We start from the raw sequence: 13,349 nt of genomic DNA, 5'->3' as shown, positions 1-13,349 counted from the left end.
CAGGGTCGGCCGACTCTTCGGGCTCTGGGCGCTCCCAGGGCGGCACCCACGCGGCGGCCTGGTCGGCGAGGGTCTCGCGCCGCTCGTCACCCGTCACTGCGGCTCCTTCACATCGTCACCAGCACCCGGCGAAGCCGCGTCCGCTTCCGCCTCCGCGGAAGCGACAGCCGGCGCCGCAGCATCCGCAGAAGCGACAGCCGGCGCCGCAGCATCCGCGTCCGCGGAAGCGACAAGCGGCGCCGCGGCGTCCGCGTCAGCCGAAGCGACAGCCGGCGCCGCGGCATCCCCGTCCGCATCCGCGGAAGCGACAACCGGCGCCGCGGCATCCCCGTCAGCGGAAGCGACGACCGAAGCCGAGCCCTCCGCATCCGCGGAAGGGTCGGCCGGAGTCGCCGCCGGAGCGGGCTCGGGCGAGCCGGCGTACTCGTCGATATCCAGGTCGCCGCCCGCGTCGTCGCCGCCGGTCCAGCGGACGGTCAGCTCCCCCAGCGCCTGGACCTGGGCAAAGCCGACAAGGCCCTCGCGGTACAGCTCCAGCAGCGCTAGGAAGCGCGCGACCACCTCCAGCGTCGACTGGCAGTCGGCGCACAACACCCGAAATGTCGCGGTCCCGGCCAGCCGCAGGCGGTCTCGGAGCAGGGCGGCGTGCTCGCGGACGCTCACGCGTACGTCGTGGACGTGGGCGATCGACACCACCGGCACGGGCTTGGGTGTCATGGCCTTGATGGCGAGGCGGAGCAGGCGGTCCGGGCCGATGCCGAGCACGAGGTCGGGCAGCGCGTCGGCGTAGCGGGGTTCGAGCGCGACCGCCCGCGGGTAGCGGCGGGCGCCGGCCGTCTCCATGGCGGCGATGTGCGCGGCCGCCTCTTTGAACGCCTTGTACTGGAGCAGCCGCGCGAAAAGCAGGTCACGCGCCTCCAGCAGCGCGAGGTCTTCTTCGTCCTCGACCTGGGCGGCGGGCAGCAGGCGGGCGGCCTTGAGGTCGAGCAGCGTGGCCGCGATGATGAGGAACTCGCTGGCCTCGTCGAGGTCCCAGTCGTCGCCCATCGCCCGGATATACGCGATGAACTCGTCGGTGACCTTGTGCAGCGCCACCTCGGTGACGTCCAGCTTGTGCTTGCCGATCAGCTGGAGGAGCAGGTCGAAGGGGCCAGTGAAGTTGGCGAGCCGCACCGTGAACTTCCCGCTGGGGGCATCCACGAGAGGTTCGTCCACCACCTGACCGTATTCCACGGTCGACGTCATCGCCTCGGCAGGCTACCTCTCCGCCTGTGCGGCGATGACCTCGCGCGCCAGCTGCCGGTAGTTGCGGGCGCCGGACGAGGCCGGGTCGAGGGTCGTGATCGGCGCGCCGGCCACCGTCGACTCGGGAAACTTGACCGTCTTGGTGATGACGGTCTGGTAGACCTTGTCGCCGAACGCCTCGACCACGCGCTGGAGCACCTGGCGGCAGTGGGTGGTGCGGCTGTCGTACATGGTGGCGAGGATGCCTTCGAGCTCCAGGTCGAAATTGAGCCGCTCGCGCACCTTGTCGATGGTGTCGAGCAGCAGCGCCACGCCGCGCAGGCTGAAGAACTCGCACTCCAGCGGGATCAGCACGCCGTGCGAGACGGTCAGCGCGTTGATGGCGAGCAGGCCGAGCGAGGGCTGGCAGTCGATCAGGATGTAGTCGTACTCCTTGCGCACCGACCGGAGCACCCGGGCCAGCGCCATCTCCCGCGCGACCTCGTTGACGAGCTGGATCTCGGCGGCGGAGAGGTCGATATTGGCCGGGAGCAGGTGGAGGCCGGCCACGTCGGTCTTGATGAGCACGTCTTCGGCGGTCACGTCGTCCTGCATCAGCAGGTTGTAGACGGTCAGGTCGAGGTTGTGCGGGTTGACGCCGAGGCCGACGGAGAGCGCGCCCTGCGGGTCGAAGTCGACGAGCAGCACCTTGCGTCCGTACTCGGCCAGGGCGGCGCCAAGGTTGATGGTGGTCGTGGTCTTGCCGACGCCACCCTTCTGGTTGGCCATCGCGATGATGCGCGCGGGGCCGTGGCGGTCGGCGGGCATCGGCTCGGGGATGGGCCGGCGCATCGTGTACGCCGCGGGATCCGCTGGGCCGAGCTCGGCACCCAGGTCCATCGCGTGCTGCTCCGCGCGCAGCGTCGAGGTCCACGACTCGACCTGCTCACCGTTACCAGCCATGGCCTTGTGCGCCCCCTCCCGACGACTGCTCGGCGCCGGAGCCGACCGAACCCCCGCTGCGCCGCCACACGAGCCCGGGCCGTTGCCCGACTGTACGCCACTACCCTGCTCAGGGCTGGGGCGACACTCCGGCCATGGGGCGGCCGCTCCACACTAACCAACGCGCGGCGGCAGTGGTGGACACGGGGTCGTCAGCGGGCGCGTGGATGCGCGGTGGCGTACACCTCGCGCAACCGTTCGACCGTCACCAATGTGTACACCTGGGTGGTCGTCACCGACGCGTGGCCGAGCAGCTCCTGCACGACCCGCACGTCCGCGCCACCGTCCAGCAGATGCGTGGCGTACGAGTGACGGAGCGTGTGTGGCGACACCGCGCGCGGCCCCTCGACCGGCAGCCCGGCGCGGGCGGCGGTGCGGTGCAGGATGGTCCACGCGCTCTGCCGGGAGAGCGGGCCGCCGCGTGCGTTGAGAAACACGCGCGGGGTGCCCCGCCCGGCCGCGGCTAGTTCGATCCGCGCGCCGGCGAGGTATGTGCGCAGCGCGGTGCACGCGTAGCCGCCGACCGGCACCAGCCGCGTGCGTCCGCCCTTGCCGTGCAGCAGCGCGGTCCCCTCGTCCAGGTCGAGGTCGTCGACGGCGGCACCCACCGCCTCGGAGATGCGCGCACCGGTGCCGTAGAGAAACTCGAGGAGCGCGCGGTCGCGTACCTCCAGAGCGCTGGCCTCGCCCGCGGCCGCGAGCAGACGTTCCACATCGGACACATCGAGCGCCTTGGGGAGCCGGCGCGGCGGGACCGGCGGGCGCACGTCGCGGCCGGCGTCGTCGGCGACCAGGCCCTCGCGCACCGCGAAGCGGTGCAGGCCGCGCACCGCGCTCACCGCGCGCGCCACGGACGCCGGCGACAGCGGAGGGGGCCCACCGCGCAGCGCCGCGACGTAGCCGGAAACGTGGGCGGGCGTGACCGATCCCAGGTCGGCCACGCCACCCTCCGCCAACGTGGTCACATAGCGGTCCAGATCCCGCCGGTACGAGGTGAGCGTGTTCGCCGACAGCCCGCGCTCCACCGTCAGGTGGTCGAGGTACGTCCGCACCGCCTTGCCGAGGTCGCTCAGGCCGCTACTCCTTCCGCTCGCGACCGCGGGGCTCGGTCGCTAGCGCTCCCTCACTCCTCGCGCTCACCGATCACCTCCTCCAGCGGCACCGACGCCATGCCGTGCGCCTCGGCGACCGGGCCGTAGGTGACGTGCCCGTCGTGCGTGTTGAGGCCGAGCGCGAGCGCCGGGTCGTGCCGCAGCGCGTCGCGCCAGCCGTGGTTGGCCAGTTCCAGCGCGTAGGGCAGGGTGACGTTGGTCAGCGCGTACGTGCTGGTGTGCGGCACCGCGCCGGGCATGTTGGCGACGCAGTAGAAGACCGAGTCGTGCACCTTGTACACCGGGTCGGCGTGCGTGGTGGGGCGCGAGTCTTCGAAGCAGCCGCCCTGGTCGATGGAGATGTCGACCAGCACGCTGCCCGGCTTCATGCGCGAGACGAGCTCGTTGGAGACGAGCGTCGGTGCCTTGGCGCCGGGCACCAGCACCGCGCCGATTACCAGGTCGGCGTCGAGGACGGCCCGTTCCACCTCGTACGCGTTGGAGGCGACCGTCTGGAGGTGCCCCTGGTAGATCGCGTCGGCCGAGCGGAGCTTGTTGATGTTGCGGTCGAGCAGCAGCACCTCGGCCTGCATGCCGAGCGCGATCGCCGCCGCGTTCATGCCGGAGACGCCGGCGCCGATGACCACGACCTTCGCCGCGTACACGCCGGAGACGCCGCCCATCAGCACGCCGCGCCCGCCGCCCGAGCGCATCAGGTGGTACGCGCCCACCTGCGGCGCGAGCCGCCCTGCGACCTCGGACATCGGCGCGAGCAGCGGGAGCGTCCGGTCGGCCGCCTCCACGGTCTCGTAGGCGATGCCGGTCACCTTGCGGTCCAGGAGCGCGTCGGTGCACTCCTTGGAGGCCGCGAGGTGCAGGTACGTGAACAGCACCTGCCCCGGCCGCATGCGGTGGTGCTCTTCGGCGATCGGCTCCTTGACCTTCAGCACCAGCTCCGCGGTGCCCCACACGTCGTCCGCCGTGGGCAGGATCCGCGCGCCCGCCACGGCGAACTCGTGGTCGGTGATGGAGGACCCGAGGCCGGCGCCGGATTCGACATAGACCTCGTGACCGGCGCGGGAGAACTCGTTGACGCCCGCTGGGGTGATCGCCACGCGGTACTCGTGGTTCTTCACCTCGCGTGGGATTCCGACCTTCACGTTGCCAGTACCTTTCCCCGGGGCGGCGTCCCCCGGGCTACGGCCGCGGCGGCCCCATTGCCGCCGCGATCCAGCGCCGCTGTCACGCTCTGTAGCCTGTCCGCGGCCGCTCACCGCCTCACCACTGCTGGCGGGCGCCGCCGTCGGCGGCAGTCTAGGGCCGGTTGGTTTCCCGGATCAGGCGACATGGTGACAGGCGGTTAATACCCAAGCTGACGGTCTGTCAGGCACCGGCCCTACCCGATCGGACACAATTCTCAGCCTACCGTCTCACAGAGTGGACCCTGCTCCCGACACATTCCGCTGGGATCACTATGGTGGCGGCTCATGACCACTCCTCCGCAATACCCTGAGCAGCCGCAGTACGGGCAGCAGCCGCAGTACGGGCAGCAGCCCCAGTACGGCCAGCCTCAGTACGGCCAGCCGCAGTACTCGCAGCAGCAGGGCGCGTACGGGCAGCCGGGCGTCGTGTACTCGGACAAGAGCAAGCTCGTCGCGGGCCTTCTCGGCATCTTCCTCGGCACCTTCGGCGTGGGCCGCTTCTACACCGGCCACACCGGCCTCGCCGTCGGCCAGCTCCTGGTCGGCGTCCTGACCTGCGGCCTCGGTGGCCTGTGGGGCCTGATCGACGGCATCCTGATCCTGGTCAACGGCGGCACCGACGCCCAGGGACGCGTCCTCCGCGACAGCTGACCACCCGCCTACTGTTCGTAGCCGCCGGCCGTGAGGCCGGCGGCTACGTCGTCTTCCACGACCCGGATTCACCCGGGTCCGGGTCAGCTGGCAAGCAGTGCCCTAACGGTGCACATGGCCGCATGGCTGTGCGCTACGCGCCATTTCTGCGCCGCTCCGCGACCAACGGCGGACGGTTGAGGCCGCGGGAGCCGCGGTCCGGACCCGATGCCACTCACCGTAAGTCGACCATGGTCTGGTCCGCTGCTCCCCCGGCTCACCCTCGCGTTTGGTCGCGGTGACCCGTTCCCCCCCCCGGCGGATGCGCGGCCCGCGCCACAGGTGCGGCGGTGTTTGTCCACAATGTCTGTTGCCGGTCACGCCGCGGGAGATCAAAAACGGCGCCCGTCGCTCTATGTAACCGCCGCCGCCGTGCGAGCGGCGCAGGATTCGAGATCTTGGAGAGTTAGGGCGCTATTTCAGCCCTAACTGTCCTAGATCTCGACCTCTCCGCTGAGCCTGCTGACGCTGCGTCACAGATGGGACCGGCGAGGCCGGCTCACCCTGCGCGGGCCGGAAAATCCCCGCACTGCCGGGGCCCGTCGCCGGTCCAGTCCCCCGTGCCGCCAAGTGTCCAGGTCAGCACCCTGATCAACTCGGGGGTGAGTGGCCAGCTTCGCCGGCCCGGGTGAGCGGCGGCCGAAGGCCGCCGCTCACCCGATGAAGGTTGGTGGCCACCGCACTAGTGGGACAGGACGTGGGCGGCGGCGAGGATGCCGGCGACCGTCGGGCCGTTGGTGATCTCGCCGGCCAGGGCCATCCTTACCGCCTCGGCCAGCGGAAACCTCCGCACCTCCAGCTCCGCCTCTTCGTCATGCCGCTCGTACCCCGAGGTGATGGGGCTCAGGTCGCGGGCCAGGTAAAGGCGGATCCGCTCGTTGGAGCAGCCGGGCGTGGTGTGCAGCTCGAGCAGGTGCTCCAGCCGGCCGGCCACCAGGTCGGTCTCCTCGGCCAGCTCGCGCGCGGCCACGTCGGCCAGCGCCTCACCGGGGATGTCGATCAGGCCGGCCGGGACCTCCCACAGGTGGCTGCGCAGCGCGTGCCGGTACTGGCGGATCAGCACCACCTGCCCGAGGTCGTCGACGGCGACGACGCCGACGGCACCCACGTGTTCCAGGTAGTCGCGGTCGACGACCCGGCCCCCGGGCATCACCACCTCGTCGGTGACCACCCGGAAGACCGGTCCGCGGAAGCGCTCGTGCTGTGCCCGTACCTCGTATGTGTGTGACGCGGTCACGAGGTGGCGGCCGTGGTAGCCGGCTTGGCCTGGGCCGCCGACGAACGCGAGTTGCGGGTGCGGGCCGGCGGCGCCGGCGTGGGGTCGGCGATCTCGACCGGCAGCTGGTCGGCCTGCGAGTACGTCACCGCGGCCTTCACGAACGCGGCGAACAGCGGGTGCGGCCGGGTCGGGCGGCTCTTGAGCTCGGGGTGCGCCTGGGTGGCCACGAAGAACGGGTGGAGTGCCGGGTCGAGCTCGACGAACTCGACCAGCCGCCCGTCCGGCGACGTGCCGGAGATGCGCAGCCCGGCCTTGGTGAGCGCCTCGCGGTACGCGTTGTTGACCTCGTACCGGTGGCGGTGGCGCTCGCTCACCTCGTCGGTGCCGTACGCCTCGCCCACGAGCGAGCCGTCGGCCAGCTGCGCCGGGTAGGCGCCCAGCCGCATCGTGCCGCCCAGGTCGCCCTTGCCGGCGACGATGTCCTCCTGGTCGGCCATGGTGGCGATGACCGGGTGCTTGGCCTTCTCGTCGAACTCCAGCGAGTTGGCCCCGTCGAGCTTGCCCAGGTGGCGCGCCACCTCGATGGTCATGCACTGGAGGCCGAGGCACAGGCCGAGGATCGGGATGCCGTTCTCCCGCGCGTACCGGCTGGCTCCGATCTTGCCCTCGATGCCGCGGACGCCGAAGCCACCGGGGATCACGATGCCGTCGACGCCGGCCAGGGCCGCGGCGGCGCCGGAGGCGCTGACGCACTCGTCGCTCGGCACCCAGCGCAGCAGCACCCGCGCGCGGTGGCCGAACCCGGCGGCGCGGATCGCCTCGCTCACCGAGAGGTAGGCGTCGGGCAGGTCGACGTACTTGCCGACGATCGCCACGGTGATCGTGTGGTGCGGGTGGTGCACGCGCTGGAGCAGGTCGTCCCAGCTGGTCCAGTCGACGTCGCGGAAGGAGAGGTTGAGCCGGCGCACCACGTACGCGTCGAGGCCCTCGCGGTGCAGCACCTTGGGGATGTCGTAGATGCTCGGCGCGTCCGGCGCGGCGATCACCGCCTCGCGGTCGACGTCGCAGTACAGCGAGAGCTTGTGCTTGAGCTTGTCCGGGATCTCGCGGTCGGAGCGGCACACGATCGCGTCCGGCTGGATACCGATGTTGCGCAGCTGGGCGACCGAGTGCTGGGTCGGCTTGGTCTTGAGCTCGCCGGAGGGCGCGAGGTAGGGCACCAGCGACACGTGCAGGTAGAAGCAGTTGTCGCGGCCGATCTCGTGGCGCACCTGGCGGATCGCCTCCAGGAACGGCAGCGACTCGATGTCACCGACCGTGCCGCCCACCTCGGTGATCACCACGTCGGGTGTGCGGCCGTCCTCGTCGGGGGAGGCCATGGCCCGGATGCGGGCCTTGATCTCGTTGGTGATGTGCGGGATGACCTGGACCGTGTCGCCGAGGTACTCGCCGCGCCGCTCCTTGGCGATCACCGCCGAGTAGATCTGGCCGGTGGTGACGTTCGCCTTGCCGGAGAGGTCACGGTCGAGGAAGCGCTCGTAGTGTCCGACGTCGAGGTCGGTCTCCGCGCCGTCGTCGGTAACGAAGACCTCCCCGTGCTGGAACGGGTTCATCGTGCCGGGGTCGACGTTCAGATACGGGTCGAGCTTTTGCATCACGACGCGCAGCCCGCGCGCGGTGAGCAGGTTTCCGAGGCTGGACGCGGTGAGGCCCTTGCCAAGCGAGGAGGCGACCCCCCCGGTGACGAAAATGTGCCTGGTCGTCCGTGCTGAAGGGGCCAACGCCAGCTCCCGTGGGGTAGTCCGTCCGGTCGTGCGGACCAGCGCGTTGATCAAGTGTTGATCGCGCCATCCACGGGATTCCACGGTAACACCTTCGCCGCCAACCGCACGCCGCCGCCCTGCTCGTGTCGCTGATCACTGTCCGTCGTGGGCCCGCCTTCGCCGCCCTCTACGTCGGCGTCGGCCTGACGCTCACCGGTTGCGGGCCCCAGGCCCGCGGAGTGCGGCGCCGCCGGCCGGACGATCTCCGCGGACATCGGAGCCACCGGTGGGTGGGTGCGGTCCGAGGCGTGGTCCAGCACCCGCAGGGACGCCAGCGCTGCCATGGGTACCGTGAGCGCCGCGACCGCGCCGGCGACGTCCAGCCCGGAGCCGCCGAGCACGCCGCCGATCACGGCCGCGGTCGCGATCCCGGCCATCGCCGCGCGGATCGCCGGATATATGCCGAAAAGTCGCTTGAGTCCGCCCCAGGGTCGCAGCAGCGCGAACCACACGAGTACCGCACCGACCAGCGCGAGGACGGTCAGCGGGCTGTCCAGGGCGCCCACGCTCGACGCGGCGGCCCGCTGCACCGCCCGGCCGCCGGTGCCGTCGCCGAGCGCGGCCAGGAAGCGGCCCAACCGGTCTCGCTCGGCGTCCGGCCGGCTCAGGTCGATCAGCGCGAAGCCGGCGGTCACCACCAGGCCGGCGAGCGTCGCCCAGGCCAGCCGGCCGAACGTCAGCCATCCGCCGGTGCTGATCACGGCCGCGATGCCCACGCCGGCGGTGAGCGCGATCGCGCCGACCGCGTCCGCGCCGAGGTACGGGCTGCCCGCCAGCAGCACGCCCGCCCCGCCGACGATGCCGACCACGTACGGGCGCCACGCGCGGCGGACCCGCTGGGCCAGGCACCCGGCCACGAGCAGCGTCCCGGCCACGAACACGCCGAGCCCCACCCGCCCGAGTCCGGCGTACCGGCCGCCGGTCAGCGCCGAGTACCCGGCCACGCCGTTGAGCTGTAGCCGCGCGCCGGTGAGGAGATCGGCCGCGACGACGACGGCGGCGATCGAGGCCACCATGGCGAGCGGGCCGAGCGTCTCCCGGTACGCGGGCGTGAGCCGCACGGCCGCGGTGCCGGCGGCGAGCAGCGCGAGCGTGACCGCGCCGAAGAGCAGGCCGGGGTGGCCGGCCCGCCACCACGGCACCGCGTCGGCGACCAGCGCGGCCGGGATGGCCAGCGCGGACGCGACGAGCAGCACCTCGATCACGTTGACCAACGCCCGCGGCGCGGCCAGCCGCCGTGGCCGGACGGCCCGCCGCACCAACCCGTGAAACCCGAAGCGCGGTGACGTCGACTCGACCGGCGAGGCCGGCATCCGGGCCCGGCGCAGCAGCGGCACGACGGCCACCGCCAGCGCGAACTGCACCCCGGCGAGTACGCCGAAGAACCAGGTGGCGATCCGCCGCTGCGCGCCCGCCTCGCGGTCGGCGTCGGCCGGCTGGGTGACCGCGACGTCGAGCTTTTCCGGGCGGCCGGGGACGCTGCGGGCCGGCTGGCCGGAGAAGACGTTTTCCGGCAGCGCCCGCCCAGTGGCGCTCAGCGCGGTCGGCGCGAGGTCGACGAGCTGGAGGTACCCGTCGCGGCCAGTGCTCGCCGAGGTCAGCCAGCCGCGTTCCCAGCCGGGCCCGTCGGCCACGACGACGTGCAGGCGGCGGGAGTCGTCGGTGTCGGAGAGCCCGGCCACGATCACCAGCGAGTCCGCCGGCCGGGCGGCGAGTACGCGGGCCAGCTGGGCGTCCGCGGCGCGCGCCTCGGCCTGGCGGGCGGCCGGCTCGGCGCCGGCGACGGTGCCGAGGTCGACCATCGTCAGCACGCACTCGTCGAGCAGGTCGCGGGCGTCCTGCGGCAGCTCCGGCTCGTACCTGTCGACGCGCCCGAACGGGCGGGCCGCCGCGACCGCCGCCCCGGTGCCGACCGCGACCGTGCAGCGCACCGCCCCGGCGAGCGCGCCGGGCACGGCACCGTACGGCAGCCGCTCCTGGTTGTGCCGCACGACGTTGCGCTGGTCGGGCAGGAACGCACCGATCCCGTCCGGCCGCTCCACGTCGACCGTCACCTCGGGGCAGGCGACGCCGGGGCTGGGCGGGGCGGCCGGCCCGGCGCTCCACAGCGCGCGGTTACCGGCGCCGAACGTGACCCACCCGTCGAGCGGGCAGGTCGGCTGGTGCGCGGACTGCACCGACAGCGAGCCGATCGAGCCGCGCTCGGCCATCGCCCAGAGCGTGGGCGTGGTCTGCGCGCTCACGTCCTCCCAGCGCAGCCCGGGCACGCCCGCGACGATCACGTAGTCGACGGTCGGGGCGGGGGTCGCCGGAGCGGCCTGGGCGGCGGTGCCGCCGGCGAACGCCAGCACCAGGGGGATGACGGCCACCCACCGCCTCATGACGGATGCGCCGTCTCCGCCGCTACGACCTCGGCGTACACCGCCTGGACGGCCTCGACCGTGTCCGTCTCGTCGGGCCAGGTGTCGGCCTGGGCCGGCCCGCGGCGGGCGTACTCGGCGCGCAGCTCCGGGTCGGCCAGCAGCTCGCGCACGGCCGCGTCGACCGCGTCGACGTCATCCGGCGGCACGAGCCGCGCGGCGTCGCCGACCAGGCCGGGCACGCCGCCGACCGCGGTGGTGACCAGCGGTACACCGGCCCGCAGCGCCTCCTGCGCGAACAGCTGCCGCGCCTCCCAGTCGCTGGTCACGACCGCCAGGTCGGCGCCGGCCAGCAGGTCGGAGACGTCGTTGCGGTGGCCGAGCAGGGTGACCGGCGCCCGCATCTCGGAGATCCGCGCGGCCAGCGGCATGTACGCCGGCCCGCTGCCCGCGATCACCACCACCGGCACCGGGGTCAGCTCGCGCCAGCGGGCGGCGGCGTCGACGAGCACGTCGTACCGCTTCTGCGGGTGCAGCCGCCCCACCGACAGGATCAGCGGCCGGTCACCCGTCACGGCGAACTCGGCCCGCACCGCCGCGCGGCTGCGGTGTGGCGCGGGCAGCACCGGCGCGGCGACCGGGCTCAGCCGGGCGTCCCGGGCGCCGAGCTGCCGCGCCGTGTCGACGAGGTCTTCCGAGGCGCCGAGCGTGATCCGCGCGGCGCGGGCGACGGCACGCGCGGCCAGGCGCGAGGCGGTGCCCCGCAGGCCCTTGGCGATCACCGCGTTGTGCCAGGTCACGACCAGTGGCGGGCGGGGACGGACGAGCGCGGCCACGAAGCCGGCGCGCAGCCCGTGCGCGTGCACCACGTCGACCGCGCCGATCGCCCGGCGCAGGTCGCCCACCGCGCGGGCGTCGGTAACCCGCGGGTTGGGCGGGATCTCGACGGCCTCGAAACGGGCACCGCCTTCGGAGAAGCGGAAGCGCTCGTCGGTCGCCGCCGGACCGCACACGGTGACGGCGGCGCCGCCGGCCACCAGGCCGCGGGCCAGGGACGCGACGTGCTGGCCCACCCCGCCGGTGCTGGACGCGAGGACGAGGGCTACCGCCCCGTCGAAACTCAAGGATCAACTCCCTTCCCCCGTGCGACCCGTCCGAGCCGTCGCGTGATCGTCGTGAGCATGGGGCGCATGTCGCGGCGGTCCAGCGGGTAGGCGACACCGAGGAACACCATGCCCACGACGGCTCCGGACAGCATGCCCTGAAGCACCGCGCCGCTGGCGCCCGGGGTGCCGGTCGCGCGCGTGACCAGCCATCCGGCGAGCGCGGCGAGGCCGCCGGCGACCAGGCCCGCGGCGGCCGCCCGGTCGAGGCCGGCGAGCGCGTGCCGCCCGGCGCCGCGCAGCACCGCCACCACCAGCAGAGCGCCGAGCACCGCCATCCCGATCGAGTTACCGAGGGTGAGCGCGAGCACCCGCTGATCATCGGCGAGTCCGGCCGAGAGCGCCAGCGCGGCGAGCGCCGCGCAGGCCCAGCCGGCGACCGTGGCCAGCGCGGCGGGGCGCGGCTCGCCCCGGGCGTACAGGGCGCGGGTCAGCACCGCGAACATCCCGTAGCCGAGCAGGCCCGGCGCGAACCCGGCGATCCCGTCCGCGGCACCCGGCACGTCGAAGAAGCGCGCCACCGGCCCGGCCACCGCGACCAGCGCGGCCGCACCGGCGCAGCAGAGCAGCAGCACGCCGCGGGCGGTGGGCGCGAGCGTGTCCCGGTAGCGGCCCTGCGCGCCTTCCGCGTGGGCGGCCACCAGCGTCGGGTACGCGGCGGTGGCGAGCGGCACCGCCAGCACCGCCCACGGCAGCAGGTAGATCGTCTGGGCCAGGTTGTACACGACCGGGGTACCCGTCGGCCCGGCCAGCGCCAGCCAGAGCGTGACCAGCAGCGCCACCTGCTGCGCGCCGACCGTCGCCGCACCGGCCAGCGCCAGCCCGCCGACCGTTCGCCGCGCCTCGGCGCCGAAGCGGTACCCCGCGCGCAGCCTCAGCCCCAGCCGCCGCACCGGGATGACCAGGCACAGCGAGAGCACGACGACGCCGAGCGTGGTGCCGACCGAGAGGATCAGCTCGCCGCCGCGCCCCACCTCGGGCAGGTCGGCGCGGCGGCCCTCGACGGCGCCGAAGAGCAGGTACGCGCCGATCACGGTCACGCTGGACAGCAGCGGCGCCAGTACCGGCCAGGCGAAGCGGCGGTGCGCCTGTAACACCCCGGTCAGCACGATCCCGATCCCGTAGAGCGGCAGTTGGGGCGCGAAGACCCGCAGCATCCGCGCGCCCGCGTCCGCGTCCGTGCCGGTCGCGCCGAGCACCGTCATGATCGGTCCGGCCGCGACCGCGACGAGCGCGGCCAGCGGCAGCAGCAACGTCAAGGTCCAGGTCAGCAGCGCCGACGTCGTGGCCGAGACCGTCGCCCGGTCACCCGCCGCCACGCTCCCGGCCAGCAGGGGTACCACGAGGCTGGCCAGCGCACCGCCGGCCACGATCTCGAAGATGATGTTGGGAACGGTGTTCGCGACCACGTAGATGCCGCCGAGCCCGGTGTCGCCCACCACCCACGTGAAGACGCCGGTGCGGGCGAACCCGGCCAGCCGGCTGGCCACGGTGAGCACCGCGATCAGCGCCGCCGCTCCCGCGATCCGCGCCGTTCCGGGCGGAAGCCGCCGCCCGCCACCCTCGTCGCTTCGC

General features: G+C 73.2%; 10 protein-coding genes. 1 reads left to right on the top strand and 9 read right to left on the bottom strand.

All coding sequences use genetic code 11. From position 1 onward, the window contains the following. Positions 1-93 precede the first annotated feature (93 nt). The 4 genes from ACTMTJ_RS34350 to ald all read right to left on the bottom strand — a co-directional run bounded on the left by ACTMTJ_RS34350 (position 94) and on the right by ald (position 4,477). Positions 94-1,245, bottom strand: coding sequence for a segregation and condensation protein A (locus ACTMTJ_RS34350; RefSeq protein WP_441222845.1), 1,152 nt, complete (start codon positions 1,243-1,245; stop codon positions 94-96). A gap of 12 nt (positions 1,246-1,257) precedes the next feature. Then, positions 1,258-2,187, bottom strand: a complete 930-nt coding sequence (locus ACTMTJ_RS34345; RefSeq protein ID WP_441222844.1) for a ParA family protein — start codon at positions 2,185-2,187, stop codon at positions 1,258-1,260. Positions 2,188-2,378: 191 nt separating this feature from the next. Beyond that, entirely contained in the window at positions 2,379-3,299 is a 921-nt protein-coding gene (locus ACTMTJ_RS34340) for a site-specific tyrosine recombinase XerD (protein WP_441222987.1), read from the bottom strand. Positions 3,300-3,349: 50 nt separating this feature from the next. Continuing rightward, positions 3,350-4,477 (bottom strand): alanine dehydrogenase, encoded by a 1,128-nt coding sequence (gene ald / locus ACTMTJ_RS34335; protein ID WP_441222843.1) that lies wholly within the window; start codon positions 4,475-4,477, stop codon positions 3,350-3,352. Between the two features lie 327 nt (positions 4,478-4,804). Here ald and ACTMTJ_RS34330 point away from each other — a divergent pair, with 327 nt between their 5' ends. Next, complete coding sequence (locus ACTMTJ_RS34330) at positions 4,805-5,170, top strand: TM2 domain-containing protein (protein ID WP_441222842.1); 366 nt, start codon at positions 4,805-4,807, stop codon at positions 5,168-5,170. A gap of 721 nt (positions 5,171-5,891) precedes the next feature. On the opposite strand, the gene ACTMTJ_RS34325 is transcribed toward ACTMTJ_RS34330, so the two are convergent. The 5 genes from ACTMTJ_RS34325 to murJ are packed head-to-tail and all read right to left on the bottom strand — an operon-like array spanning position 5,892 to position 13,300. After that, positions 5,892-6,446: an NUDIX domain-containing protein gene (locus ACTMTJ_RS34325; protein WP_441222841.1), complete on the bottom strand. Its 555-nt coding sequence runs from the start codon at positions 6,444-6,446 to the stop codon at positions 5,892-5,894. Then, positions 6,443-8,209, bottom strand: coding sequence for a CTP synthase (locus ACTMTJ_RS34320; protein ID WP_441222840.1), 1,767 nt, complete (start codon positions 8,207-8,209; stop codon positions 6,443-6,445). The genes ACTMTJ_RS34325 and ACTMTJ_RS34320 overlap by 4 nt, the downstream gene beginning before the upstream one ends. Before the next feature lie 50 nt (positions 8,210-8,259). Then, a complete protein-coding gene (locus tag ACTMTJ_RS34315) occupies positions 8,260-10,632 on the bottom strand; it encodes a hypothetical protein (protein WP_441222839.1) in 2,373 nt (790 codons plus the stop codon). Further along, positions 10,629-11,735 (bottom strand): glycosyltransferase family 4 protein, encoded by a 1,107-nt coding sequence (locus tag ACTMTJ_RS34310; protein ID WP_441222838.1) that lies wholly within the window; start codon positions 11,733-11,735, stop codon positions 10,629-10,631. Before ACTMTJ_RS34310 ends, ACTMTJ_RS34315 begins: the two co-directional genes overlap by 4 nt. After that, positions 11,732-13,300, bottom strand: a complete 1,569-nt coding sequence (murJ, locus tag ACTMTJ_RS34305; protein ID WP_441222986.1) for a murein biosynthesis integral membrane protein MurJ — start codon at positions 13,298-13,300, stop codon at positions 11,732-11,734. Before murJ ends, ACTMTJ_RS34310 begins: the two co-directional genes overlap by 4 nt. Positions 13,301-13,349: the final 49 nt, after the last annotated feature.

The sequence above is a fragment of the Phytohabitans sp. LJ34 genome (assembly GCF_052068095.1).
Lineage (GTDB): Bacteria > Actinomycetota > Actinomycetes > Mycobacteriales > Micromonosporaceae > Phytohabitans.
Note: the sequence above shows the minus strand (reverse complement) of the source record. Positions and strands in the feature narration are given on the sequence as shown.

Coding starts and splice junctions, on each gene's coding strand:
- ACTMTJ_RS34350 (WP_441222845.1), bottom strand. CDS start 1,245: ATGACGTCGACCGTGGAATACGGTCAGGTGGTGGACGAACCTCTCGTG.
- ACTMTJ_RS34345 (WP_441222844.1), bottom strand. CDS start 2,187: ATGGCTGGTAACGGTGAGCAGGTCGAGTCGTGGACCTCGACGCTGCGC.
- ACTMTJ_RS34330 (WP_441222842.1), top strand. CDS start 4,805: ATGACCACTCCTCCGCAATACCCTGAGCAGCCGCAGTACGGGCAGCAG.
- ACTMTJ_RS34315 (WP_441222839.1), bottom strand. CDS start 10,632: ATGAGGCGGTGGGTGGCCGTCATCCCCCTGGTGCTGGCGTTCGCCGGC.